Annotated in this window: 25 protein-coding genes, 5 pseudogenes and 1 other annotated feature; of the genes and pseudogenes, 7 read left to right on the forward strand and 23 right to left on the reverse strand. The window is 57.9% G+C overall.

The features are described 5' to 3' along the window. Window positions 1-27: 27 nt before the first annotated feature. Together BLT55_RS32920 and BLT55_RS27920 are read left to right on the forward strand one after the other, a co-directional pair. Window positions 28-309, forward strand: coding sequence for a hypothetical protein (locus BLT55_RS32920; RefSeq protein ID WP_057424767.1), 282 nt, complete (start codon window positions 28-30; stop codon window positions 307-309). Then, window positions 290-775, forward strand: a pseudogene (locus BLT55_RS27920) (transposase zinc-binding domain-containing protein); the annotation flags it as partial. The gene BLT55_RS32920 and the pseudogene BLT55_RS27920, both read left to right, overlap by 20 nt. A 361-nt stretch (window positions 776-1,136) precedes the next feature. On the opposite strand, the pseudogene BLT55_RS31260 reads toward BLT55_RS27920, so the two are convergent. The 3 pseudogenes from BLT55_RS31260 to BLT55_RS27940 all read right to left on the reverse strand — a co-directional run. After that, a pseudogene (locus BLT55_RS31260) lies at window positions 1,137-1,304 on the reverse strand (2,3-dihydroxybenzoate-AMP ligase); the annotation flags it as partial. After that, window positions 1,300-1,856 (reverse strand): annotated as a pseudogene (locus BLT55_RS31265) (transposase); the annotation flags it as partial. The pseudogenes BLT55_RS31265 and BLT55_RS31260, both read right to left, overlap by 5 nt. Then, window positions 1,462-1,578 (reverse strand) — a sequence feature (AL1L pseudoknot). (Overlaps the previous pseudogene by 117 nt.) Window positions 1,857-2,397: 541 nt before the next feature. Beyond that, window positions 2,398-2,628, reverse strand: a pseudogene (locus BLT55_RS27940) (Effector protein hopAB1); the annotation flags it as partial. Between the two features lie 518 nt (window positions 2,629-3,146). Here BLT55_RS27940 and BLT55_RS27945 point away from each other — a divergent pair. Both BLT55_RS27945 and BLT55_RS27950 read left to right on the forward strand, forming a co-directional pair. Continuing rightward, window positions 3,147-3,428 (forward strand): hypothetical protein, encoded by a 282-nt coding sequence (locus BLT55_RS27945; protein WP_057424767.1) that lies wholly within the window; start codon window positions 3,147-3,149, stop codon window positions 3,426-3,428. Beyond that, the gene (locus BLT55_RS27950) at window positions 3,409-4,638 is read left to right on the forward strand and encodes an IS91 family transposase (protein ID WP_074801624.1); all 1,230 of its coding nucleotides are present in this window, start codon (window positions 3,409-3,411) and stop codon (window positions 4,636-4,638) included. Before BLT55_RS27945 ends, BLT55_RS27950 begins: the two co-directional genes overlap by 20 nt. Window positions 4,639-5,150: 512 nt before the next feature. Here the strand turns inward: BLT55_RS27950 and BLT55_RS27960 are convergent. The 9 genes and pseudogenes from BLT55_RS27960 to excA (BLT55_RS28000) all read right to left on the reverse strand — a co-directional run. Continuing rightward, on the reverse strand, window positions 5,151-6,464 hold the full coding sequence (locus tag BLT55_RS27960) for a replication initiation protein (protein ID WP_055000474.1): 1,314 nt from the start codon (window positions 6,462-6,464) through the stop codon (window positions 5,151-5,153). Window positions 6,465-6,861: 397 nt separating this feature from the next. Then, window positions 6,862-7,089: a hypothetical protein gene (locus BLT55_RS34180; RefSeq protein WP_055000875.1), complete on the reverse strand. Its 228-nt coding sequence runs from the start codon at window positions 7,087-7,089 to the stop codon at window positions 6,862-6,864. 79 nt (window positions 7,090-7,168) lie between these two features. Further along, on the reverse strand, window positions 7,169-7,597 hold the full coding sequence (locus BLT55_RS27970; protein ID WP_005740363.1) for a GntR family transcriptional regulator: 429 nt from the start codon (window positions 7,595-7,597) through the stop codon (window positions 7,169-7,171). Between the two features lie 190 nt (window positions 7,598-7,787). Continuing rightward, entirely contained in the window at window positions 7,788-8,351 is a 564-nt protein-coding gene (locus tag BLT55_RS27975; protein ID WP_055000874.1) for a hypothetical protein, read from the reverse strand. 20 nt (window positions 8,352-8,371) lie between these two features. Beyond that, a complete protein-coding gene (locus tag BLT55_RS27980; protein ID WP_007247232.1) occupies window positions 8,372-8,794 on the reverse strand; it encodes a hypothetical protein in 423 nt (140 codons plus the stop codon). A gap of 27 nt (window positions 8,795-8,821) precedes the next feature. Further along, window positions 8,822-11,110: an F-type conjugative transfer protein TrbC gene (gene trbC, locus BLT55_RS27985; protein ID WP_074801652.1), complete on the reverse strand. Its 2,289-nt coding sequence runs from the start codon at window positions 11,108-11,110 to the stop codon at window positions 8,822-8,824. Beyond that, window positions 11,097-12,182 (reverse strand): thioredoxin fold domain-containing protein, encoded by a 1,086-nt coding sequence (locus BLT55_RS27990; RefSeq protein WP_074801655.1) that lies wholly within the window; start codon window positions 12,180-12,182, stop codon window positions 11,097-11,099. The genes trbC and BLT55_RS27990 overlap by 14 nt, the downstream gene beginning before the upstream one ends. Window positions 12,183-12,267: 85 nt before the next feature. Continuing rightward, window positions 12,268-13,467: a secretion/conjugation apparatus DotM-related subunit gene (locus BLT55_RS27995; protein WP_074801658.1), complete on the reverse strand. Its 1,200-nt coding sequence runs from the start codon at window positions 13,465-13,467 to the stop codon at window positions 12,268-12,270. 92 nt (window positions 13,468-13,559) lie between these two features. Further along, window positions 13,560-13,877 (reverse strand): annotated as a pseudogene (excA, locus tag BLT55_RS28000) (plasmid IncI1-type surface exclusion protein ExcA); the annotation flags it as partial. 86 nt (window positions 13,878-13,963) lie between these two features. Here excA (BLT55_RS28000) and BLT55_RS28005 point away from each other — a divergent pair. Further along, the gene (locus BLT55_RS28005; protein WP_007247761.1) at window positions 13,964-14,941 is read left to right on the forward strand and encodes an IS5 family transposase; all 978 of its coding nucleotides are present in this window, start codon (window positions 13,964-13,966) and stop codon (window positions 14,939-14,941) included. Between the two features lie 134 nt (window positions 14,942-15,075). Here BLT55_RS28005 and excA (BLT55_RS28010) read toward each other — a convergent pair whose 3' ends face one another. From excA (BLT55_RS28010) to BLT55_RS28045, 10 genes are all read right to left on the reverse strand, one after another. After that, a complete protein-coding gene (gene excA, locus BLT55_RS28010; RefSeq protein WP_223862865.1) occupies window positions 15,076-15,417 on the reverse strand; it encodes a plasmid IncI1-type surface exclusion protein ExcA in 342 nt (113 codons plus the stop codon). Further along, window positions 15,414-15,659 (reverse strand): hypothetical protein, encoded by a 246-nt coding sequence (locus tag BLT55_RS28015; protein ID WP_004668176.1) that lies wholly within the window; start codon window positions 15,657-15,659, stop codon window positions 15,414-15,416. Before BLT55_RS28015 ends, excA (BLT55_RS28010) begins: the two co-directional genes overlap by 4 nt. A 103-nt stretch (window positions 15,660-15,762) precedes the next feature. Continuing rightward, a complete protein-coding gene (locus BLT55_RS28020; protein ID WP_074801663.1) occupies window positions 15,763-17,907 on the reverse strand; it encodes a DotA/TraY family protein in 2,145 nt (714 codons plus the stop codon). Between the two features lie 27 nt (window positions 17,908-17,934). After that, window positions 17,935-18,537: a conjugal transfer protein TraX gene (traX, locus tag BLT55_RS28025; RefSeq protein WP_054999491.1), complete on the reverse strand. Its 603-nt coding sequence runs from the start codon at window positions 18,535-18,537 to the stop codon at window positions 17,935-17,937. Further along, window positions 18,527-19,741 (reverse strand): conjugal transfer protein TraW, encoded by a 1,215-nt coding sequence (gene traW / locus BLT55_RS28030; RefSeq protein ID WP_054999492.1) that lies wholly within the window; start codon window positions 19,739-19,741, stop codon window positions 18,527-18,529. Before traW ends, traX begins: the two co-directional genes overlap by 11 nt. A gap of 42 nt (window positions 19,742-19,783) precedes the next feature. Further along, complete coding sequence (locus BLT55_RS28035) at window positions 19,784-20,020, reverse strand: hypothetical protein (protein WP_054069478.1); 237 nt, start codon at window positions 20,018-20,020, stop codon at window positions 19,784-19,786. A gap of 22 nt (window positions 20,021-20,042) precedes the next feature. Continuing rightward, the gene (locus tag BLT55_RS34185) at window positions 20,043-21,842 is read right to left on the reverse strand and encodes a hypothetical protein (RefSeq protein ID WP_244159025.1); all 1,800 of its coding nucleotides are present in this window, start codon (window positions 21,840-21,842) and stop codon (window positions 20,043-20,045) included. Further along, window positions 21,839-22,360 carry a hypothetical protein gene (locus tag BLT55_RS34190; protein WP_244159026.1) on the reverse strand — a complete coding sequence of 174 codons (522 nt, stop codon included), beginning with the start codon at window positions 22,358-22,360 and terminating at the stop codon, window positions 21,839-21,841. The genes BLT55_RS34185 and BLT55_RS34190 overlap by 4 nt, the downstream gene beginning before the upstream one ends. After that, on the reverse strand, window positions 22,361-23,098 hold the full coding sequence (locus tag BLT55_RS34195; RefSeq protein ID WP_223862793.1) for a hypothetical protein: 738 nt from the start codon (window positions 23,096-23,098) through the stop codon (window positions 22,361-22,363). It lies immediately after the preceding gene. Further along, entirely contained in the window at window positions 23,073-23,732 is a 660-nt protein-coding gene (locus tag BLT55_RS28045; protein WP_074801666.1) for a conjugal transfer protein TraT, read from the reverse strand. The genes BLT55_RS34195 and BLT55_RS28045 overlap by 26 nt, the downstream gene beginning before the upstream one ends. Before the next feature lie 184 nt (window positions 23,733-23,916). Here BLT55_RS28045 and relB point away from each other — a divergent pair, with 184 nt between their 5' ends. Both relB and BLT55_RS28055 read left to right on the forward strand, forming a co-directional pair. Beyond that, window positions 23,917-24,108, forward strand: coding sequence for a type II toxin-antitoxin system RelB family antitoxin (gene relB, locus BLT55_RS28050; protein ID WP_004666885.1), 192 nt, complete (start codon window positions 23,917-23,919; stop codon window positions 24,106-24,108). Further along, on the forward strand, window positions 24,098-24,367 hold the full coding sequence (locus tag BLT55_RS28055; protein ID WP_004666886.1) for a type II toxin-antitoxin system RelE/ParE family toxin: 270 nt from the start codon (window positions 24,098-24,100) through the stop codon (window positions 24,365-24,367). Before relB ends, BLT55_RS28055 begins: the two co-directional genes overlap by 11 nt. A 43-nt stretch (window positions 24,368-24,410) precedes the next feature. Here the strand turns inward: BLT55_RS28055 and BLT55_RS28060 are convergent, their stop codons facing one another. Then, the gene (locus tag BLT55_RS28060) at window positions 24,411-24,797 is read right to left on the reverse strand and encodes a DUF6750 family protein (RefSeq protein WP_055001140.1); all 387 of its coding nucleotides are present in this window, start codon (window positions 24,795-24,797) and stop codon (window positions 24,411-24,413) included. Between the last annotated feature and the right edge of the window lies 1 nt (window position 24,798).

Raw genomic sequence — 24,798 nt, forward strand, 5'->3', positions numbered from 1 at the left:
CGATCCCTCCTCAGCACAGGCTTACACATGGCGTCAGAGACCAAAAAACGTAAACGGGCGAGCCGGGCAAAAGCCAAGGCAAAGCAGACCCGTCTCCAACGCGCCGGGCATACCACCTTCGTTCCCGATACCGACTTTTTCTTCGATATCGATCCTTTGGGTGATGTCGATCTTTGTAGTTGCTGCCAGACAACGTATCTGAACGACATGTTTCCCGACGCTTCTTGCGTAAGCGTTTCGATGAGAGAAGGGCCAGGCGGATTCGCCATCACCGCCGTCATTCACCACGATGAGGAGCCGCCCTGCTGACGTGGCCTCTGCACCGCCTGCTTACAAACCTCGACCGCTCAAAAACCTCTTCACGGCCAACGGCTGCTGGGCAGATTTGCTGGAGGCCGGCGGTCTGCGCCAAATCGAAGTGGAGTCGATCAGCAAAATGCTCGCCTGCGGCACCTCGATACTGGGCGTCAAACACTACACCTGCGGCAACGACAGCTGCCCGCACGTCAAATACCTGTGCAACACCTGCCATTGCCGGGCCTGTCCTTCCTGCGGCAAAAAGGCCACCGACCAGTGGATCGCCGTGCAAAACAACCGTCTGCCCGACTGCCCCTGGCAGCATCTGGTGTTCACGCTGCCCGACACGCTGTGGTCCCTGTTCTTCTACAACCGCTGGCTGCTTGATGCGCTGTTTCGTCTGGCGGCCGATAACCTGATCTACACCGCCAAGCGGCGCGGTTTGCGCGTCGGGATTTTCGGGGCGCTGCACACCTATGTGTAACGACCTGCAATCGAAATGGCCCGGACCTGCAATCATCGCGTTTTTCGACCGGGATTAATTGCGTCTATCCGGCACCGCGAACCAGCATTGACTGCAAACGAACCTGCATCCACCCACTTCGACCTGCAATCGAGAGCGGCCGACCAGGATTAAATGCGACTGAAAACCGATGATTTTAGCGGGGTTTACGCGGATGCACTCGGCTTAGTGCACTTTCTGTTTCATTGCTCCGCACCCTGTACTGCGATCACACGATTCAGTCCGGTAGCCCGGTAGCGCTGCTGTTGGAAGCTCCAACCTCTTACCTCCGTAAGGTGCCATCGTCAAGTTTGTCTCTTTAGACTCTAGAATTTGTCAAGGCCATACCGCGCGGGTCTGCCAGCGGGTCCGCCGGGCAGGGTGCATCCAGCGCCGACAGCGCTTTGAAAGGTCCGGGTTCGCCGTCGACAATGACATGCGCCAGTGAGGGCTGGTGCTCGATAATCCCGGCGGCCATCTCGCGAAAATCGAAGTCCCTGGCCTTCACGCAGCAACTGTCGCCAGACCTTGCGCATGCCATATACATGGAAGTGCTCATCCCAGACTCGCTGGATGTGCTCACCCAGTTCCTGGTCACGCTGCGCACGCGCTGACTGCTGGCTGGGGTCAGCCTGCTGAGCAGCGTACCGGTAGTACGTCGACGGGGCGATTGGCAACACCTTGCAAATCGGCACGACCCCGTAAGACTGGCGGTTTTCATCAATAAACGTCTTCATCGTTTGAATGGGCGGTCGAGCTCCGCCTGGGCAAAATAGGCTGAGGCCTTACGCAATATCTCGTTAGCTTGACGCAACTGACGGTTCTCACGCTCCAACAGCTTGACTCGCTCACGTTCGACTGTGCTCAGCCCATCACGCTGGCCGCTGTTGCGCTCAGATTGGCGAACCCACAGCCGTAATGTCTCGGGCGTGCAGCCGATCTTGGGGGCAATGGCACTGAGGGTGGCCCACTGCGACTCGTACTCAGGAAGGTGTTCGAAAACCATCCTGATGGCCCGCTCACGGACCTCTGGGGAGTACTTCGGTAGTTTTTTCATCGCTCCATCCTCTCAAAGGTTGGAGTCTCCGAGAAACCCGGGGCGGTTCAATACCTTGGGCCAGCAACTCTCCACCCTTATGGGCAAGGAGTAATACAAGCCATGGGAGTACAGCAGACGGATGGCTGCGGTTCAGCTGCGATCGTGCCTCCTTGGTTTTGAGAGCCAGCCATATTATTAGCGCCATCGTCGGCATGAACAAGGGGTGCTTGCAGAGAAATGACAGTAAGACCGGCTAAGGCCGCAAACTTGATTTTAGAGAAAGTGCAATTAAGTTTCATAGAATCCATCTTGTCTGATCAGAAAGTTTGAAAAAAATTGGAAATCTTCCATTAGGGAAGGTCTGAAAAAGCCTTTTCTTCAAAAGTCGAAGCCAGTAAATACAGGCGCTCCAGCCCGGTTCCTCTCCAAAAAAATGGGCTTTTTCAGAGGATACATTAGTGGTAAGTTAAGTACAACGGTTCCGTGCATAGGAGAATCCCGGCCAGGCACACCAACCCCTCAACTCGGCGTCAGGCCGCTCACCAGCACCCTGTCAGAGGACACGGGCAGGCGTTGCCTCCAGCCATTCTCTGGTTTGCCGCGACAACGCGTTGGATCGTAGCAACCTCTGGCGTCCGGATTCCGCAGGAGATGCGGGCGGCGGCAACTCCGGACTGTTCGCCGAGCTGGCACTGCGACTGGAGTCATGTTCGCGCTCAGTTACTGGCTCGCCGTCTGTGCGCCACTGCCAAAAAAAATTTGATGGTCCTGCTCCGTTGATACCCGGCATATAGACTCTCCACTCCTGATCTCATGGTTGCGAACTGTTCCGGCTTCGGCAATTGGACATGAGTTGGCGATCGGACATAAGTGGTTCCACGACTGATGCATATGGGGTCGATAGAGAAAACGGACAAAATCGTACTACAAGGGCTTCCCCATTGAGCACAAGCCCAATAGTTTCTGTTTGACTCCGCTGCATGTGCCGGATCGACTGAAAGAAGGTGAAGGACTGCGGTACTACAAACGGTCATCTTGAGCTGATCGCTCGGACCCTGATGAAAGACGCACGTGAGGGCCTCGTTCGCTAATCGGGACTGAATTTCCCATACGATTTTTCAGGTATCCCTCACGCAGGTCCAACCCGCTTCACATCAACGACGGCAGTGCACATTGATCCTTTTATCCGCTCATGATCCTCGCCCTAACGCCTTAGAACTGGGCAGCCTGCGGCTGCAAATTGTGGGATTTTGAAATCGGTTATCATAGCCGAAATCGAGTCGATCCCTCCTCAGCACAGGCTTACACATGGCGTCAGAGACCAAAAAACGTAAACGGGCGAGCCGGGCAAAAGCCAAGGCAAAGCAGACCCGTCTCCAACGCGCCGGGCATACCACCTTCGTTCCCGATACCGACTTTTTCTTCGATATCGATCCTTTGGGTGATGTCGATCTTTGTAGTTGCTGCCAGACAACGTATCTGAACGACATGTTTCCCGACGCTTCTTGCGTAAGCGTTTCGATGAGAGAAGGGCCAGGCGGATTCGCCATCACCGCCGTCATTCACCACGATGAGGAGCCGCCCTGCTGACGTGGCCTCTGCACCGCCTGCTTACAAACCTCGACCGCTCAAAAACCTCTTCACGGCCAACGGCTGCTGGGCAGATTTGCTGGAGGCCGGCGGTCTGCGCCAAATCGAAGTGGAGTCGATCAGCAAAATGCTCGCCTGCGGCACCTCGATACTGGGCGTCAAACACTACACCTGCGGCAACGACAGCTGCCCGCACGTCAAATACCTGTGCAACACCTGCCATTGCCGGGCCTGTCCTTCCTGCGGCAAAAAGGCCACCGACCAGTGGATCGCCGTGCAAAACAACCGTCTGCCCGACTGCCCCTGGCAGCATCTGGTGTTCACGCTGCCCGACACGCTGTGGTCCCTGTTCTTCTACAACCGCTGGCTGCTTGATGCGCTGTTTCGTCTGGCGGCCGATAACCTGATCTACACCGCCAAGCGGCGCGGTTTGCGCGTCGGGATTTTCGGGGCGCTGCACACCTATGGACGGCGGCTCAACTGGCATCCCCACGTCCACCTGTCGGTGACCGCGGGCGGCCTGGATGAGCAGGGCGTCTGGAAAAATCTGTCGTTCCACAAAGAGGCCCTGCGGCGGCGCTGGATGTGGCTGGTGCGCGATTACCTGCTGGGACAGCCGCTTTCGCAACTGACGATGCCGCCGCCGCTGGCCCACATCCACTGTGAAAGCGACTGGCACCGTCTGATACTGACCGCTGGCGGCCAGCACTGGCACATCCACTTGTCGAAGAAGACGGAAAACGGCCGAAAGACCGTCAATTACCTGGGCCGCTACCTGAAAAAACCGCCGATCTCGGGCAGTCGTCTGGCGCATTACACCAACGGGGCCACGTTGAGCTTCACCTACCTGGATCACCGCACACAGACCTATCAGCAGGAAACGCTGAGCCAGGCCGACATGCTGCGCCGGGTGGTGCAGCACATCCCGGAAAAGCATTTCCGGATGATCCGGTATTTTGGTTTTCTGGCCAATCGGGTGTGTGGGAAATACCTGCCGAAGGTGTATGAAGCATTGAAGATGGCGACGCCAGGACCGACACCGAAGCTGTATTTTGTGCAGATGGCCAAAGCCTTTCTAAACGTCGATCCGTTCCGTTGCGTGCTGTGTGGCGCGCGGATGGTATACACGGCGGCAATCAGCGGGCTGACGGTACAGGGACTGGTCCTCAACGCTCAGGCGATCGCGCAGATGAGGTACGTGAAGCCCTGACAGGGGGAAGGTGCGTCCGCACCTAGGCTTCGCGGTGAAATAACCTGCATTAACGCTGATTTATAGGGATTTTCACTGCATAAGTAACGCATCAGCGTCTTCCTACACATCGCTATGAAGGCATGACGCCTCCTTCCAAGCGTCAGCTTGATGCATAGGCATTTTGAAATTCCTATGCATGAACCTCAACGCTCAGGCGATTGCGCAGATGAGGTACGTGAAGCCCTGACAGGGGGTAGGTGCGTCCGCACCTAGGCTTCGCGGTGAAATAACCTGCATTAATGCTTGTTGATAGGGATTTTCACTGCATAAGTAACGCATCAGCGTCTTCCTACCCATCGCTTTGAAGGCATGACGCCTCCGTCATAGCGTCAGCCTGATGCATAGGCATTTTGAAATTCCTATGCATGGACGTACAGCTAACGGCGTGCCGCCATAACCCGTCAACTCAAGCCGACCAACAGCACATAAACCACTGCCTGGTCGCAATTAACTCATTCAACCACGCCCCATCATGAACAATCGTCATGTTCCTCTTTTAACGGCTCTCCAGCTTGCGGCCCCTGCGGGACCGCAGATATCTGATGTACACCGGATTGCACACCAGGAGCGCGATGATTTGCAGCCTGGCCCGGAGCGGGTTGTGGGGTAGTTGAACCGACTGGGCCATGTGCCCCAGTCGCAGCCTTGGCAGGCTGACGGGTGACCCTGAGAACACTCACAGTGGATGGTTGAGAGACTTCAGTGAGAATGTGCGTGTAGCTGGCCACCGTTCTCACCGAAACGCCGGCGAGTGTCGCAATGGCAGAACGTACCAATGCTTTGCCCTGGTCTTGAAGCTGCCTGCACGCAGCACGGATTTTCGATTCTGTGGCTTTGTGCCGCAGCTCATTGGTGCGCTTCGCAGCGAGGCTCTGCCGCTCGGTGAGCGACAAGCTGCCATCGAGCTGCATTGCCCCTCGGTGGCAACGGCGATCACCGGTGTAGCGATCCCACGTCCAGCGACCTACGGATTTGACCGTGGCGCGTATCGACGACAGCGGCAGGTTTTCCGAAAAACCCTGTTTTAGAAAGCTGTTGTGGTTGTACGCATACGCATCGAGCGAGCGCATGAACGACTCGAACGAACCCAGCTCGCGCTCGCGATTGACGATGCTGTACGCAAAATAACGCAGCTGCTCGAACAGGATGCAGTGGCGCGAATGGCTGACCTGGTCAAGCTTGGGGCCTGTGGCCCACGGCTTGACGGTCAACTCCACCGCGCTCGCCAGTTCGCCCAGTTCGTACACGTGGCTGTGAAATTCGGTCGTCTCCCACCAGGGATGGCCAGGTGTTTTGGCAACCGGGCCACCGTGATAGTCCACGTCCGCGTCGAGGCGAGCCGCAAACGCGGCATAGATCGCTTTCATGTACTGAATCGGCTTGGCCCGTGCATTCTCTGTCGTGCATACGGACGGCACGGCATAGAACAACTGGGAATGGCCGCTTTTGCGGTTGCGCACCATCAGGTTCGGCGCAGGCAACCCGGCATCGTCCCAGGCCAAGGCGTTGGCATGGTCCAGGTCGAACACCAGCCAGGACACCATGCCGGGGCGATTGACCTGCATATAGGGATAACGCAGCGCGTATTCACGAGGACGGACGCGAGTCGCGGTTTTGTCGTCACTGCACCGCGCGAGGTACGGCGCTTCCAGCAATAACCGGTTGAGCGCAGTGCCGTCTTCGAAGAAACGGGCAGGCGGCATGTGGGTGCTGCTGGCCAGCGGATCGGTTTTGGCCGTGGATGAGGTCGCGAGGGCAAGACTGTTCGCGTTGTCGTGGCTCATGCTTCACCGCCTTGGCTAACTGGTTGGCCAACGCGGTGAAAGGGTGTGACGCAAGGGGTCAACTGGGGGGGCAGGGTGCTGTCATCGAGGTCGCACAGCAGCTGAAAAATCTTTTCCATAAGTCCACCGTTCAGCGGTGAACTGAAGGCTTCACTTTTGACGGCTTGCACAAAACCGCAGTGAACGCCATAATCAGCTCACGTTATGTGTGTTGAACAGGTGTTCCCATCTCTAAGGGCCTGTTCAAGATTTTCCAAAAAGCCCCGGCGCCAACCGGGGCTTTTTGGTTTCTGCATTTTGTGAATCTACATCGTCGCTTTCCTGCAAATAAAACTGTGCCGGATAGTAGCATGGGAGCCTCACTTTTCGCGTTACAAAATCCGCTGTTTTCAACGAGCTAGGACGCTCTCCTGGGCACCATCGGCCCTTCATGGCTCGATTTGCTCAAGTACCGTGTGTAAAGCCCGCGCCGGAACCTCTGAAAATCAGCAGCGTCAAGCCAAGGGGCACTGGCCTCCCACGCGTCCCGAGGCGCACCTTCTAGCCGATCCTGGCTGACCAGCAGATACGCTTCGTCGTTGCGCCCATCGTCGTTGCGGATGAATTCACAAAGGTGGTTTGTCATTGTTGCCATTTCCTTGTTCGCGTTTCGGTGCCAACGGCTGGATGCAGAACAGCCAGGCCCATAGCGACCGGCTGGAGCATCAGCAAGGGGTAGGGCGCAGTCGGCCCAGGACGTGCAGGATTTCATTTTCAAAGGCCACTTTTGATTCGAGGTCGCCCAGCTGCGTATGGCGTTCTGCAACGCACCTCAGCAAGCCAGGCAGGTGGCCGCACTGGGGCAGCTCACGGCCGTTCGTGACCCGATAGCTTTTGTGATACTCCGTCGCGATGTAACCCTGCGTCTCCAATGACCGCAGGGCTTCGCGCACCGGCATCCGGCTGACCTGGAAGGCATTGGCAATGGCTTGCTGCGTAAGCCGTTCACCCGGTTCAAGTCGTCCATCCATGATGGCTTCGCGAAGCACTTCTTCAATGGTCTCGCGGGGCAGCGCTATTGGCTGTGCCAAGCCGTAGGCCAGGTGTTCAAGCACCTGCTGAGCGTGCAGTTTTTGCGTTCTGTGGTTAATCATGTCCTTCACCTATTTAACGAATGCGTACTGCCCCCTGCGCTGTAGAGCTGGGCTCAGCGCTGCACATGATTGACGGGGTTGTGATGTGTATCAGGAACCGCTTGAGAGCCCGGAGGACCTGGATGATGCGCTCCTGGCCGAACTGGAGTTGGGGTGACGGAATTTTCTGGGGTTTCCCCCCTTAAGGTGTCTACTTGTCGCCGGCGACCCTGCTGGACTCAAACGAAGCGCTGTCATCTGCGGTGTACACATCCCAAGGGACTTTCACCCCGTTGACCAGAAAGCCCCAGTCACAGGATTTAGGGCGAGTGATGAACAGGGTGTAAGCACCGCCTGCTGCCACCTGGTCGATACGGTGATACTCACCAGGACGCAGCGCTGCGCAGGTGCCTGTTCTGCGCTCGATGCGCTCAGTGACCTGTCCATGGGTATTGATCATGATCAGACGCTGCTCGACGTACTCACCCTGCAGGATGATCGTGCGGGCGTGCCAAGGGTGGTCGTGCAGGTCGCGATCACGATCCTCGCGCAAGATGTGGTGGACCCGAACCGACCAGGGAAACCAGCGATGTTTGGGTTGCTGCCTGACGCGATCATAGCCCTCGAACAGCCACCAGCGGCCCATGTAGCGTTCCTGACCATCGGCCGAGGTGATGTGTTGGTAAGGCGTACGCTGGGCACGTCGAATGATCCAGGCGGCGACGCATGGACGCGACACGATCACCGCAAAAGCTCGCCAAAGAGTCTCTTTCATGGGGGCTCCAATCAGCAAAGTTAATCGTCATAAGGCGATGACGAATACAGACGGTGGCAATAGGCATCCGCTCGTCTGTTGTCTTCATCCGTTTGACGGTCGTCCCACCCGTCAAGAATGAACATCACACCCAGGTATTTCTGGTTGGATTCCTTGCCCAGACACGACTGGACCCAATCAACCTGATAACGCACGTAGTCGATATCGGTACTGCATTGGATGGCTTCTGCGTGGGCCGTTGGAGACGCCAGCCAGTGCCTCATGTTCTGCAGCAGTGCCCGGCAATCATCGACACCAATATCTCGGGTGACATGCCCAGCGGGGGGAAGGCCGTACAAGCCAAGCCCTCCATATCGGCTAAATACCGCAAACGTGTTTTTCGCGATGTGAAACTTCAAAACCTTCCTTGAAAACCAGGGATCACTTTGAGGTCTGTAACTCATCGGCTGCGCTCCTGCCCGTGTGGTCTATTAATCCCAGTCGAACGGCGCCGGCGAATAAGATCCGTCGTCGAAATAGGGCGGTGCCTGGTCGTGGCGTGGTGGAACAGCCGTTGTGGCTCTAGGTGCAGGCGCCTTGCCCTTCACTTTCGGTGCTCTGGCCGGATCGATGTGCTGCGCCTGGTAGGCTTGCAACCGCTTGCTGCCGACGGTCAGATCCAGCGCCGTGGACGATTGCGCCACGTAGCCGCTTCCGCGCTTGGGCACATGCTCCAGCGCTGTGTGCCATAACAAGGTGCTGCGCACTGCCGCTCCAGGACGGCGACGCCAGATCAGCCGCCACTCTTCTCCCAGCTCGTTCAAGACGACCAACGTCGGATCTGTCAGCACCAGGTTTTCAAGGTCTGAACGGCCAGGCTTCATCGCCAGGTGGTACAGAATCTGCTGCACGCGGTCCGCGCGCGGATAGCTGCGCCGAATGTGAGCAGGTGCACCGGCCAACAAGGTGTCCAGCGATGGCGGGGCCACCTCGATGAAGCGGTTGATCCGGATCGCTTCCTTGGACAGCTTGTCAGCATCGTGAATGTACAAGGAGCTGCCGCGAATCACTTGTCCGTTGAACAGCGTGATGTTTTCCCCCTCCTTGAGCTGCTGCACTTCCTCGACGCTGACTTTCTTCTCATCTTTCAGGCTCAGTGTGTCTGCTTCCTCCCAGCTGGCCCCCATGATTCCGGCCTGACGCACCATACCGCTCATCACTGGCAGGTATTCGGTGCCGGCCATCAACTGCAGTATTTCGAGAGTGTCCTTGGGGTCCATGATCTTGCCGGTGATTCGGACCCCCATGTTCCCGATCAGCGTCCACACCTTGTCGCCGGCCGCCGACTTGAGGCGCTGCGCCTCTTGGCTGGCCAGGAGCAGGCAAAACCCCAGGGAGCGTACCTGCGTGGCCAGCTCACCGAGCTTTTCGGTGTAGTAGGCCCCGACCTCGTCGCAGATCCACAAGAACGGAAAGCGGTCCTTGTACTTGCGGATCACCAGGATGTCTTCGGGTTTGCCCTCCAGTTTCTCCCCCAGATCCTGGCTCAGGATCATGGCCAACTGCGACACGTACAGACGCCCAAGAGTCGCGGCCTCGGTCGAGGAGATTTCCAGCGCAGGAATCAGGACCACCAGGATGCGGTCGTTATGCACCACGTCCTTGAGGTCTATGTCGCCGGCGTCACGGGCAAACACATGGCCGTAGGTGTCATTGAACAAGGCCAGCATGCGGGTGAATTGCTGGATCAGAAAACCATGCTGATCCAACGCGGTGGTCGCCCATTCCTCCGGCGAATCCACCTTGGCCAGGTCAAAACCGGACAATGTGCCCAGGTAGTTTTTCAGGGGTAACTGGGCGTCTTCGTGCCATTGCTGTTCCACCGACTGGATGTAGAGCTTGGCAATGGCCCGCAACGGCAAATGCGCCTGGATCGTGCGCTGGGACATGACCGTGCCTTCACGCCGGCACTTGTACACCAGGGAGAACACCAAAGCCTGAATCATGGCCCGGGCTTTCTCTTGCCAGCCCGCATCGTTGCCCGCAGGGGGCAACATCGAATCCATCAGGTTGATGATGTAGGTTTCCTGAGCAATACCAAACGCGTTGACGGTATTGGTCTGCCCTCTGCTTTTGTTGTCCTCGAGCAGTTCCTGCGCCCTGGAGCGGCCCCCGGTGATGAAGTTCATCATCCGAACGTCGTCTTCACGACCAAAGCGCCGGGCCAGGGACACGATCGCGGCGGCCACATCATTTTGGGCCTTGCCGTCCGAATAGATCAGGCCCTTTCCATAGCCCAGCTGGCCCAACACGTACCCCAGCAGTGCTTCGGTTTTGCCGGCACCGGTTGTACCGAACATCAGAATATGGCGGGTCATGTCATCCAGCGACAGCCACAGTTCACGCCCGGCGTCCCGACCGCGCAGGTACCCCATGTACAGGATGCCCGCTGCCTTGAGCATCACCGTGCGCATGGCCGTGACCGGCAAGAAACCCAGCAGCTTGCCCGTCACCTGGCGTTGCGTCGAAGGGTCGAGGCAGTCCATGTCTGAAGGCATGCGCATGGGCATCTGCCAGGGTTCGAGCAGCATGACAGGTGACCAAACCAGCAAGGCCGGCAGACTGAGCCACAGGCTGACCGGGTACAGGACGCCTCCCACCACAGACCCGGCAAGGCCCAGCGTCAGACTACCGGGGCCCATCAACCACTCAGCCAGTGCCGAGTGGTAAACCCGCCGATTTAGACGCGTGCGTTCGACGGCGTAGTCATTGGGGCGCATTCGACACCTCCTGAACCTGGCGGGCAGGTTGCTCATCGAGGAAGGCTTTAAGCCTGATCGGGTCACGCAACAGCGTCTGCGGCACATAGCGCCCATCGTCGCTGATCACCCAAGGCGTGCCCGGTATGCGATACGCCTGATAGGCCGTCTGGTTGATCCCCAAGGCCTTTTCTGCCACATCGCACGTGCCTGCTGGTTGCGCCGCTTTCACTTCCACCCCTTCCGACGCCGGCTTTAACTGGGGTTTCCCAAGGTTTACACCCTCGGGGGCTGCATCAAACAGGCGATCCCACGCGTTTTTGCGCTGCTCAGGCGGCAGGCACAGCACGGGCGTAATGGCGGCGATCGACTTTTCCTTACCAATCACCGGCACAGGAAACACCACCACATTGAAGGCGTCGGAGAGCGTGTTGAGGGACGACTCCAGACGCTGGCAGTTCGGACAGCCAGGGTCCGAAAAGACATACAGCGTGCGCGCGTGACCGCTGGAATAGTCAACGGTGAACAGCTTGCGCTCCGCAGCGTTGTGCAGCTTTTGAGGGAGTGTGGCCCGAACCTCCCTGGGCAATGTCCAGCCATCGCCAGGTGCCACGTCTGCAGCGGACTGGCGTGGCTCAGAAGCGATCGTCGCCGGCGCGCTGCGCTTGGCCAGGTCCGGCTTGGGGGCGCTCGGGACTGAGGGCGTGATGACCTGCGCCGCCGGCATTGCAACAGGCCATTCAAGCGCTCGGCCAAGCCATGAGGCACCGAGGCAAAGCACAACCAACAGCACGAACACGCCCATCAGACGCCGCAGGGTCTTGCGTCGTCCATGGCGCAGCAAAGCCCGCGACAGTGCGGTCAGTAGCTCATGGGTTTCGTCACTGTCATGGGTTTCAAGAGAGAATTCAAAACCCTGAACATCGCGGCAGACCACACCGTCATTGCTCAGATAAAACGAGTGCTGATGGCGAAGGTCCAGGGTGCAAATCGTGCGTGTCACGATGCCTTCTTCCTGATCTGCCTGATAGACAACCAGCTGATCGCCTTGAATGTCCACCGAAAACGGGGCGCGCAAAGATGCCGAGGCCATGGGGTTTCCTCTGATAGAAGATGAATTCAATTGAATGGAACAGTGTCAGAAAGGGGATATGAAGGGCGCGGCGAGACGTAGCGCTTCAGGCTGGCTCAGTTAACTCAGTAGGCTGCACGGCATACACCGCCGTCATGACAGGAAGGTCAGAGGCCTCCCGGCGTTTAGGCGTGATGACATGTCGCGCAAATACCAGACCGATGCTTTCCAACTCGGCCTGCAAGCCATCGATGGCCTGGGTCACCATCAACCCAGGACGTGGCAACCCCAGCTTACTGGCATGGACTTCTGCCCGCGCCTGAGCCTGAACACCAGCGCCTTCCACAAACACCTTGGCCGTGTCGGCACTGTGCAGCGCATACCACAAAGTACGGTTAACCCCCTTGAGCCAGCGAAAGCGCGCCGGCGCCAAGCGCAGATCGCGGCCATACAAGGCCACCAGCGCGGTGCGCATCGATCTATGGCTTTGCAGCCACTCACTGACGCCCGGTGCTTTTGCAACGCGATCAAAACCCTCGTCGGCCAGGCCGTACAGCGGCGTCAACGAGAAGGTCTTGCGCCGCAACAAGCCTTTGATCATGCAGGAACGGTTCAGGTCATCGAGCAACCGGGTCGCTGCCTTGCGGTCATTGAGGAATACCTGCAGACCGAATACGGCCAGCAAGGCCCGTTCATAGGGTGTCAAGTCCAGAAGGCCATCATGAACATCTCCGACCTGTTCCTCGAACACCGCACGAGCGGCCTCCCGATCCAGCACTTTGCGCTGCACCAGGTTGTAACGTTCAGCAAACTCCTCAGGCTTTAGCGCCCAGGCATTGCTGGGAGAGGTATCGTTCATCAGGCCATCGGGACCAGACGCAGCCAACACCGGGATGACCGAGGGTGCGAAACGACTCACCAGGCCAGGAAGCGTGTGAATGTTCACCAGGCGTTTGCTGCGAAACGGCAGTACCGGATGCTGCGCCAGCCCCCAACTGCTCACAATCACCAGCGGTATCATGAACAGCAGCAGAATTCCACTGGTGGCGTTCATCACCTCAAGCCATTCATCCAGCGTCACGGCCTTGGCGTGGTTGGCCACGTCGGCCAGCAGGTTGATCTTGCCACCGGCCCAGGCATGGATGAAGGGAAAATCCACCATTTTCCATAACCAATAAAGCGTCCAGGTGGTCCAGTACACGAAGATATCGAAGAACATCCAGCACAACAGGACGGCTGCACAAAGCGCCAATAACATCTGCGCTTGCTCGCCCTCCCATGCACCTTGGGATTGTCGATTTTGCATTGCGATGCCCCACAAATAGTCGCACCGCCCGGAGTGGGCGGTGTGAGAGAAAGGTAAAGCGCGTCGGGAACAGCTGCGGAGGGGTTATGGCTTCACGCCAGGCGTGGGATCTGCACGTTCAGATCACGTTCAAGCGCTTCGAGCCGATCATGCACATAGCGATTGAACGGTTGCGGGGTGCTGTACTGCTTGTGCTCCATAGCCCCGAGCGTGTCGTACCAGCGTTGCGCCCATGGGGTGGCGATCTCGATACGCGGCAGGTCTGGAAACTTGGTATAGAGGCGCAACATGCCGTTGCCTTCGACCTCGCGGTTGGTCCAGTCGTCCATGGTCAGGGCCACCACATCGACCTGACCTTTGCGAATCCTGTGAACATACAGGATGGTGCCGTTTTGGGTATCGATGCCTAGGGAGGCGCTGCAAAAATAGCCAACTGTCCCCACCCTTGGCACACTATGTTCCTTCAACAGCCTCCCTCTCCGTGAGCGTTACGCGCGTGCAGAAGACCTTCTCCGAACTCGAATATACCGGCAAGAAAAAGCAGACTCGCCGAGATCGCTTCCTGGCTGACCTTGAACAGTTGGTGCCCTGGGCCCTGCTGGAGGCGCAAGTGGCGCCGTTTTATAGCAACACCGCAGGCAAGCGCGGACGCCCTGCGATAGGGGTGTCGCGCATGTTGCGCATGTACGTCGTGCAGCAGTGTTTCGGTTTCTCCGATGAAGGTTGCGAAGATGCCGTCTACGACAGCCAGGCCATCCGCGGTTTTATGGGTATCGACCTGGGTCGCGAGTCTGCACCGGATGCCACCACCTTGCTGCGTTTTCGCCGCTTGCTGGAAGTCCATCAGCTAACCCGGCTGCTGTTTGAAACGATTAACCAGCATCTGGCCAGCCGGGGGCTGCTGCTCAAGGAAGGCACTATCGTCGACGCTACTCTGATCGCCGCGCCGCCCTCGGTCAAGAACCGAGAAGGCAAGCGTGATCCTGAGATGCATCAGGCCAGGAAAGGCAATCAATGGCACTTTGGGATGAAGGCCCACATTGGTGTAGACGCCACGTCGGGGCTGGTGCACAGCGTAGTAGGGACGGCCGCTAACGTGGCGGATGTCACCCAGGTTGGCCAGTTGCTTCACGGTGACGAAACCTATGTTTCGGGTGACGCTGGATACACCGGTGCGGCCAAGCGACCGGAGCATGCTGAACGGGACGTTATCTGGTCGATTGCAGAACGGCCAAGCAGTTACAAGCAGCACGGCGAAGGCAGCGTGCTGTATCGGGTCAAGCGCAAAATTGAATATGCCAAGGCGCAACTGCGTGCCAAGGTCGAGCACCCCTTCCAGGTAATCAAGGTGCGCTTCAATCATCGCAAGGTTCGCTACCGTGGGCTGGAAAAGAATACAGCGCAGTTGTTCAGTTTGTTTGGGTTGGCCAATCTGATGCTGGCCAAGCGGTATTTACAACAGACGGCAGGATAAATCCGTCTGAAAGGCGGGACTGGCCCGCCTTTCAGCAAAATGAGGGCAGAAATCTGCTCGAGAAACGTAAAATAAGGCCGGCAGGTTGAAAAAAACCGGCTTGGAAATGGGGACGGTGCGAACGGGTTAATTGTTCAGCGTCTCCCTAGGTACTTGCCATCACCTTCGTGGTACATCTCATTGGCAGCGTCTGGATCAAAGAACTGGCTGGCCTTGATAGCCGTCGTGATTTTCTTCAGTAGGCGGCGGCGACTAAACACTCCACGGAAAAATATAAACAACGAAATTAAAATAGGAGTCCATATTATACCCGACAAAACTAATGCCTCACTGCCGAACTTACTTGGCATAGAGCCTATAGCCGCGATCAAAAACAAAATTGCGAATATGAGCAAAAATGGAAACGCTATCAAATAAAGCCCTTTGAAGACCACGATCCACCCTTCTTTCGCTGTTTTCAGGCGCTGTACTTTCATGATTTCTCTCCTGTTTCCTTTTCCCTGAGTACTTTAGCGGCTGCCAGGCACTCAAGGGCAAATTGAACGCGGTAATCCGCTACCCGGTACAGATAATGTGACTCGTCACGCAGATAGTTTCTAAACCCCGACCACGACATACCGATCAGTTGGGCCGCGCCTCGGCGGCTGAGCCCGGCTTGATCGATCAACCCACATAAATAGCGCGGGTCAGGCTTGTGGTGAATCGCATTGGGCGTCATTGAATGACACATCTCGTTAGCTGGACACTACCTAGACAATAGCGGGTGACAACGAGACCCACGACACCATTTGTCCGATAGCCGTGATCGATGGTCGCCGTTGCTACTGAATTCCATCCCCATTGCCACCTGCGCCAGGCTTCCTGGGTTGCAGTTTAACGCCAGGGGTACGTTGCGCCCCAGAGCCAGCAGCACCAAACATTCCTTTCATGTTATCGACCATGCCGCCCATCAGGTTGGCGCCTTCTCGACCGCCCAGGAACGAGATCACGTAGTCCGCCAGGGACGCCTGCAGGCCAAAGAGTCGAGTCACACCAAAGGTCGCAATGCGGGCATAGATCATCAGCCATCCGATCATCTTGAACAATCCCACGATCGAGTCCGCGTTGGCATTGGCCAGCGCCGAGGCGAATAACAGATTCAGGATCGTTCCCCCACCGATTACGGCCACCGACGCAAAAAAGAACCCCAGTACCATCAACGAGGGCCGCAGCATCATGTCGATCAGGAAGATATAACCGTAGGTACTGCGACTCCCCTTGTCCTCTTCGGCTCCCAGGTGCGTGGCAGCCCACATTGAGCCCGCCGCACAGCCCACCAGCACACTGACGACCCAGTTGAATATACCCACCATCCAGAACAGAAAGGGTACAGCAGGCAGAAATACGGCCAGCGAAAAACCGATGGCCAGCAGGGCGAACATGACGAAATAGAACATCGGGGCCAGCGCACCCAGCACATCTTTCACCACCGCTCCTACATCCACCGCAAATATCTTGGCCCCCCAGCCCAATGGCGAGTTGCTGGCCGACGAGGCCGCTGCCCAAGTTCCGGCATACCCCGCCATCAAGGTTTCAACAGTCCCCAGCGTGTAATCACCAATGGTCTGCATCTTGATGAGTGGGTTCACTTGGTTAGAAAAACTGGAGCTGTTCCCTGTCGTCGAAGTTGCTATTAAGTTGGTGATCGTCTGCATAGGATTTTTGAAAAAACTCACAAACACCGAATTCGGGTCATTCGCCGTCGCTGCCGCCCCGTCATCCTTGGCCGTCTGCGTCCCCAGCGGCGCGGTGAAGGTACTGTTCTGCACCTGCGATTTGTAGGCTGCGAACACCTGGTTATACAAGTCGCCGGTGCCGTGCTCGCCCAGATTACTCATCCCCGTGACAACCGGGGTCGAGCTGGCCACGTCGTTGGTCTTGTTATTAGCTGTGGCGAAGGTGTGATACCAACTGCCCAGGGCCACCCAACCACTGCTTTTGATCTGGCTCGACAACTGGCTTTGCAGTGTGTCCTTGAAGTCGATCTTGTTGAGGGCCAGATTCACCGTGTTTTCATAGGCAGCGGCTGCGTTCTGTATCTGCGTCTCGGCGTCCTGGAAGCTCCCCGTATCCTGGTCGCGCTTGCTCAGGTAGGTGTCGACGAACGCCTGTGCCGCTTGATCCAGGGTGCTTTGCAGGGTGTCTAGCGCTTGGTGCTGCGCCGTGATCACCCCACTCGTGTCCACGTCACTGTCAAACAGCAGGTTCCAGGTTCCGGTGCGGCCCGTATTGGGTGTTTTGGCAGAACCACACACCGCGCTGCCGTTGCCGGTGTCGTATTGGCCGTTGCCCCCCTTGGTGGTGATCAACGGGGTATTGGCTTCGCCATCCGCATACAGCGACTCCAGCTCACGGTTGATCGCGTACTTGCACAGGTTCATCTCAAAGATGCCCCGCGCCGCGCTTCGGGTTGAAGGAGCCGTGGGCTGCGTCACCATCGAGTAGCCGCTGTCCATCATGTCCACGGCTTTATCAGTCAGCAGATTGGCACTGCCAACCCCCATGGTGGAGCAGGCCCATACCATGACGAGCTGGGCCAGTGACCAACCTGATTGGGTGGGCAAGATCATGATGAAACCGGCAAACGTCATGATCGGGTACAGCGCAGATCGACCGCCTGCGAAAAACTGTCCCTGATGCCCAGCCTTCACAATGGTTTTCAGGGTGATGGTCAGAAACCAGAACAGGGCCATCACGGCCAGAACGCCATTGATAATGGCGAACAGTGAGCCAATCAAGGTTGGCTGTGATGGTGCAAATGGATCGACTGCTACTTGGCCCATGATCATTACCATCGCCTGGCGCGAGAGGTCATTGGGCTTTTGGGAGGCTGCCGCGATCGTCTGATAATCCACGTTATCGGCCAGTGCCGGCACGGAGAAGACCAGCAGAAGACCCATCCACCAGAAGCGTTTAATGAGGTTCATGGCATCTGTCCATATTAGAGGTCGGTATTACTTGAGGTGGCCGCGAGTAAGCACCAGCCGGCACCATCGGTTTTCGATGAGAAAATCGTTAAAGGTGCCTCGTTCCGCTACGCTGACGCGCCTGTTCTGCAGTTGCCACAGTCGGTAAGTCGCGATCAGCGTTTTGACGAAGCCCAAGCTGGCGATTGCCCCCAGAGCCAGGAGCGTTACCGTCGCCCGAAGAAAGGTGCTCAATGGCAGGCTGAAGTTGGCCAGCAGCAGCATGGCCAGCAGAAGAACACTCAGGCTGGCGCTGAACATCATCAAACACCACCATGCCGCCCTGATGCGGTTGTAGGAGGTCAGCAGCTGTTCGATGGTCCTTCCCGAACGAGCGACAGCCACACTCCAACTGACACCGACTGCATCTGCCTCAGTCGTTGCTGACGCCGGGGTCAGCAACGTCTTCAGTAGCTTCAGCTTTTGCGCCGTCGGCTTTATGCCCCGGCGATAGATCACCGCCAGGTCAGAGAACGGGTTGAGGATCGACAGCCCCACATGGCCGGCGCGCCGTAACGGTGTGCCCGAATGCTTATCGTCCCGCGGCGATTGTTCGTCCACGTGCTCTGTTGTGTCAGGTTCAGTTTTCATGTGCGGTGACTCCCGAACTCATTTTTGACCCCAGCTCCTGAAGCTGCGGAACGTATTTGGCGTCTGCCGCCAGGGCCAGTTGCTGGCCGGCAATGATGTTGGCCTGGCGTTGGTCGTTCTTGAGTCCCAACTGCAGCCAGTTGCCCAGGCTCTGCACGCGCACCAATTCACGCATCAGGTTGTCTCCGCTCAGGGCCTGAAGGTCGGTTTCATAGGCGGTATTGGCATAGCGCCTGCCCACCTCGAAAGCTTCGAACTCGCGCTCGCTCATCACCCCGGTGCGTTGTGCTTGCTGGCTGCCCGTTGAAGCGAAGTACTCCGCCGCTGACGGATTCTGTAGCGCCTCTTGCAATGCCTCCTGTGTGGCCGGATTGGCCTGACTGGCGGCGATAATGTCCAGCTGCGGTTGAGTCGCGGCGCTCTGAATCGCCTTGTACTGGGTCATCAGCCCCTGATACTCACGTCCCGTGGCCGACTGGATATCGCCCTTGCCCGGTGCCCGTCCCCCGTCATGGCGTGCCGAGTTCTTCATGTACGCCATGCCCGCATCGACCTGATCCTGATTGAACGTCAGGTCAGGGGCCTTGCCCACGGCTCCCGCCCCGTCGATCAACGAGCGCATTTCGATGTCGCCCCCAGGCAAGCTGGAGACCTGCGGGCACAGATCAGTACCGCCGTACTGGGCCGATTCGCTTTGTGTGCAGTACTGCGCGTGCATGGCGGCACTGCGATAGCCACCCTGACGCGAGGCCACGGGCTCGGAAGCGATGGTCTTCTGCACCACAGCACTGCCGACGCCTGCCCCGCTGGCCAGAACCGCCGTTTGCGCACGGCTCACCTTCCCCACCGTGGCCGCGACCCCAGAGGCCGACTCGCTGCAGATGCTGTCAGCGACCGAGTACTGTTCTCGGGCACGCTCCAGGCGCTCGGTCTGACGGCCAAAAATATCGGCCTCGCGCTGGGCACGTGCGGCCTCAGAAATAACCGCGACTTGCTTGTCACTGGCCTGCACGATGGCCGTGCCGATTTGTGTCTCAGTGGTCAGGATTTCCGCCAGGGTAGCTTGAAGGCCGCCCATGGCCGGCATCACCTGCGTTTCAATAGGAACACTGCCCGTGACGGCCACCGGCTGGACGTACGCCAGGACCTGTTGGGTTTGCAGTACCCCCACGGCTATCGCCGTTAATGCATAGCGCTTTTTCACAATCACTTCCTCAAATGTCGTAGACGGGACTGACATTTCCTATCAGTTCGCAACGCGCACCAGGTTCTCCGAGACCGTATCCGCCAGCTCGGTGTCAAGGTGTTCGCGCATGAACTGGATGACCTTATCCGTAGCGCCGATCCGAACACCGTTCGACCGGCCAACGACCAGCAACCGATGGTGCTTTGCCATCCAAGTGGCCAGCTCCGCCAAAGCCTGTAATTGATCCGGGCTCGCTTCACGCAAAGCGTCGTGCAGGGAATCACTTTCGTTATTCATGGAATTGCTCTCCGTTTATTGGCTAGAGGTTGTAACCGCGCCGTTTGATCAACTCGTTGGCCAGCGTGCGAATCACGTTGTTGGAATCCGCCTCACCCGCTTGCTTCTGGCGCAGCGCGATGAGTTTTTCTGCCGTGCCCTGGGGAAAGGCTTCGGCCAGGATGGCGCGAGCCGTGGAACCGCCGACCGCTTCATACAACAACCTGCGCAGGGCGCTGTCGGTCGGTGAAGAGCCCAACGCCCATAGCTCCAGGGGCCCCATGGCGTTTTTCAGAATGCGCGCCAGGGTGCCGCCACCCTTGATTCGGAACACGCCCAAAAACGGTACGCCGCTGCCATCCGCTGCTGGACCTGAACCCAAACGCTGAAAGCGCTGCAGAGTGACCTTGGGCACTTTGATGGTGTCGGTCAGAAGCTTCTCGTCCTTGGGGTCCACCTCCATCATGTACAGCGAGTTGGCCGAATTCAGAATGGCGTCGGGAAAGTCGCTCACGTACTGCGAGGACAACACCGTGCGTATGCCGAATTTGCGTTGCTCACGGTCCTGGGTTTCCAGCATGGGAAAGATGAAGGGCACCTGTTTGGCATTGTGCAGCTCGTCGTAGACCTTGGTTTTGACCTCCTGATCCAGCTGCTCCAGGCGGTCGAGATGCATGGGGTGGTAAAGCGTGGGCACCGCCTCCAACAGCTCATCCCGGTATTGCGGCAACACAAAATCGCCCCCCGCCACCTGGCCCGCAAACAGGAACATGATTCCGGTTTTCAGGTGGCCAGCATTGGTGGTGTTATCACCCATGACATTGTTCAGATCGATCGCGATCACTCGCGTGCGTGGACTGATCAAGAACTGCGTACGCCCGGCCAGCATCTTGAATTCTCTGCAGGCGTCAGTCATGCATCGGTGCAAGTACTCCAGCAACAGCTCCTGACTGCCATCGCGTTGCACCCGACCATAGGCGCTCTGTACGTCTTCATGGTTCAGGAAGGTGGTCATGTCAGCCAGTTCCGGCACCGCTTCGAACTGGGCCAGCTGCGCTTCCTTAACAAAGCCTGCTTCAAACAACAGATCGCGCACCTCATACCAGGTACTGCTATCCCACCAATGGGCCGGATAGCGCTCGATCAACCCGCTTTTATCCAAGGCCGTGTCCACTTCGGGGACGACCCCGCGCCCCCAGCGTCTGGGGCTTTTTTCGGCATTGGCGGTATAGGCCATGCTAATGACGCGGTCCAGTATCTGCCGGGTATCGCGTTCGTTTGGCGGATTGCCGGTAGAGGGATCAATGCACATGGCCGTGAGCATGCTGATGATCCAGTTACGCTCGGGGGCGATCGGAAACCGCGCGCCCAGCTGGATATCGAACAGGTTCCGGCAATGCTTGGGGCTGTTCTGCAGCACAATGCCCACCACCTCGTCCTTACGCTCCGGCGGCAGACTGTCGCGCAGCAAGGCGACTTGACCTTGCATCGAGAAACCTTTGTCCACCCCCGCCATGAACGGTAAACGCTGCTGGGCGCTGGACACCGTGACATTGCCCAGCTTGTTCAGCAGCACCGACTTGCCCTGGCCGGAAGAGCCGGTGACCACACTGGTGAGCTTGTTCTGCTTGGGGGTGGCCAGACCGACCGGATAGAGCTTGCCATCGAGCGTAGCGAACAAGGCGTTGCCGTCCTCCTCCCAAGCCGAGGCCGGGCGGGTCAGCGGCAACAGGTTCAGCGCCTCTGAAAGCGGCGGATACAACAGGTTCGGGCCACTGCCTTTGCTGGAAGCCACCAGCGTCGAGGCCCATGCGCGTACCGGGTTGCCGAAGGTTTGCGTCACCTCGCCCCCCCCCAGGCCTGAAAGGCCTGGGTCAGCAGCGTCAGATGGCGCGTCACTGCGGCCTGGCTGTCTCCCCAGGTCGATGCCATGATCGTCATGACACACACCGGCTCCTGCTGCTCGACTTTCGTCAGCGTTTCGATGGCGTTCCAGATGGGCCGAAGCGGCGGCACAAACGCTATGAAGTCCAACGTGCCTTTTTTCATGCCCAGCGACTTCATGCCTCCAGGCATCAGGTCCATGCGTACGCGCCAAGGCACGCCGCGAGGGACCAGCGCTTTGAGCTTGGCAAAGGTCTGCGGCGTCTGCGGCCCCAGGACTACAGACAAGGTCCCATGCCACATCCCATTGACGCAGAGCTTGTTGCCGTTGGTTTCCATGTCCTGGTTCATCAGCTGAAACTTCAGCTGCGGGGCCAGAAACGGTGTGTGATCGTCGCCGTTACGTACACCGTGCGGGGTGATCGGATCATCAGGGAGCAGCGGGTACCAATGCTCACTGGTACCGAGCCGGTCCACTTAAGCGCGCAGCGCCTGGCCCACTGCATGGGCATCGAGCAGTTCCAGCAGCACACCCTGGCCGTCATCTTTAAAGGCAGCTTCCACAGCGCTCATGAAGGCGTCGTGGCGAATTTTCAGGCCGGCCATTTCAGCCAGGACCGGATTTTGTCCATACCGTGCATCCGGGCTTTGCCCGATCAATTGCTTGATACGGCGATTTTCGTCGATCAGTTCATGCGCCGAGAGCGTCTTGCGCCCGGTGTAACACACCAGGTAGCAGCGTTCGCGCGAAACCCAGGGGGCCAGCTTTTCAACGTTTTCGTCCAGGATCGGCGTCAAGTCGATGCCGGTCCGTTTGACAGAAGCGTACTGAGGGGCCAGCAGGCGTTCGACGTCCTCGCGGCCTCGATCAGGGTCATCATCGAACACCAGGCTGATTTTGTGTCCATGTCGGCGATAGTGGGCTGTCAGCGCATGCATCATGCGCTCCAAGCGGCCTGCCCAGGAATAAGGGGCCTCCAGGGGTGCCGCTTCGTCGGTGTCACAAAAACTGCCGGCAACGGCATACACCGAGCAGTAATCGCCATCGTCGTTGACCAGTACATACGGGGCATTGAGGGCTGGGTGGCGAGTGCGATCGTCGTCCGTCAGACGCAGTACCGTGTTCAAGTCGCAATAGTCGGGCAGATCGCGTGATACGGCAAACCGGGAGGTTTCTGTGATCAGGTCTTCAACCCAACGGATCAAGCTCGGCATAAAAGTCACTCCGTTTATAGGTGTCCCAGCTGCGGGAGGAAAGTGCCCCCGCGACCGTTTTGCCGGTGGGCAGTAATAGCGACAGATCCTCGAACATGTCCGCCGGCAGGATCAGGGCACAGCCTTCCAGGCGGTTTCGAAGGGTCGAGCGCTTGTGAGGAGGAAGACGCTGAAAGGCCATGGCGAATTCGCCGGCACGTGTTGTGCCCCAGGCTTGTTCCACCTCACGGCCATGTCGAGCCAGCCAGAGCAGAACCCTTTTGCCTTGGGCACGCTGCGTGCGGGTACCGCCGAGAATGGCAATCAGCGCACGGCGCTGCAGGTGATGCACATCCGTCATGGCCATACCGGGCAGGTAGGCCAGCACGCCGTGAGCCGCCGTAGGGCTGTCCAGGTGCCCGGCCAGGTAGCACAGGGTGCAAACGGCATGGGAGGCGGTAAACCCTGATCGAGCCCCCTGCCACAGCTTTTGGGTCCACAGTCCGCAGCAAGCGCACTGCTCGCCCGGCATAGCAGCCGGTACCGGCGTTTCAGGATCACCGCTGACATCGAGCATCAGGGGGGTCAGTGAAGGTTGATAACGGTTAGGTTGAAACGCTGTATTCAAGGGGGGAGCTGATAGATCGACATCCATAGGTTCGCCTTCTGGATTATGTTCAGAATTAGGAAAAGTCGTGGTTAGTTGGCATGAACGGCTAGCCGCCGCAGGTTTGCGTCAGGAGTACAGCGGTTGACCCGCAATGGTGCACGTGGTCAGGGCCAAACGACAGAAAGACCCGGAAGGTTTAAGCTGTTGGGTATCTAAATAGGAGGTCTCTATGAGCACCCAACTTTCCCCCATCGTTTCCGAGTTCGAAACACAGGAACAAGCAGACAGCTATGACAGGTGGTTTCGGGCCAAGGTCCAAGCATCACTCGATGACCCACGTCCCAACATCCCCCACGATCAGGTGATGTCTGAAATGCGTGCACTCATCGAGTCCAAGAAGAATAAGCATAATGCTGGTTGAGTGGCGGCCCGAAGCACGTGCCGAACTCTGGAGCATTTTGAACTACATCACTGATCAAAATCCGATGGCAGCCGAGAGGCTGAACCAGACTATTGAGGCGTCTACAACGGCCCTTCCACAACACCCTTATCTGTACCGATTAGGGCAAGTTTATGGTACTCGGGAAATGGTCGTACACCCCAATTACGTAGTGGTTTACCGGGTGACTGATCGAATTGAAATCGTCAACGTCCTCCACGCCCGTCAGCAATACCCTTGAACCGTAGCCCTGCGATGACCGAAGTCACCGCAGGAGGGTTGGCTTAGCCCACATCCACGGGTGCCAGGCCGACCTGCGCTTGTGAGCGCTTGATGATTTCAGGCACAACCACCAGGCATACCCCGAACAGGATGGACGCGACGATCGCGCCGATTTTGATCTGCGGGTTGTCTTTCTTGTTCTTGGCCGCGACCAGCCCACCGATCACGAAGATCACACCGACAAACTGAGCGATGGTCAGTGCAGATTTCCTCAGCGACGTGGCGCCTACAGCTGCCGAATTACCCATCCCGGCAATGTCGGCACCGGCAAAAGCCAGCACTGGGTTGGCAGCCATCGCTGCCGTCAGGCCCTTCAACACGCGTTGACGCAGACCGTCTTTGAAAACAGACAAGCGAACAGCAGCGCACAGCATTACGTCTTTGGACATA

The organism is Pseudomonas cannabina (assembly GCF_900100365.1).
Classification (GTDB): domain Bacteria; phylum Pseudomonadota; class Gammaproteobacteria; order Pseudomonadales; family Pseudomonadaceae; genus Aquipseudomonas; species Aquipseudomonas cannabina.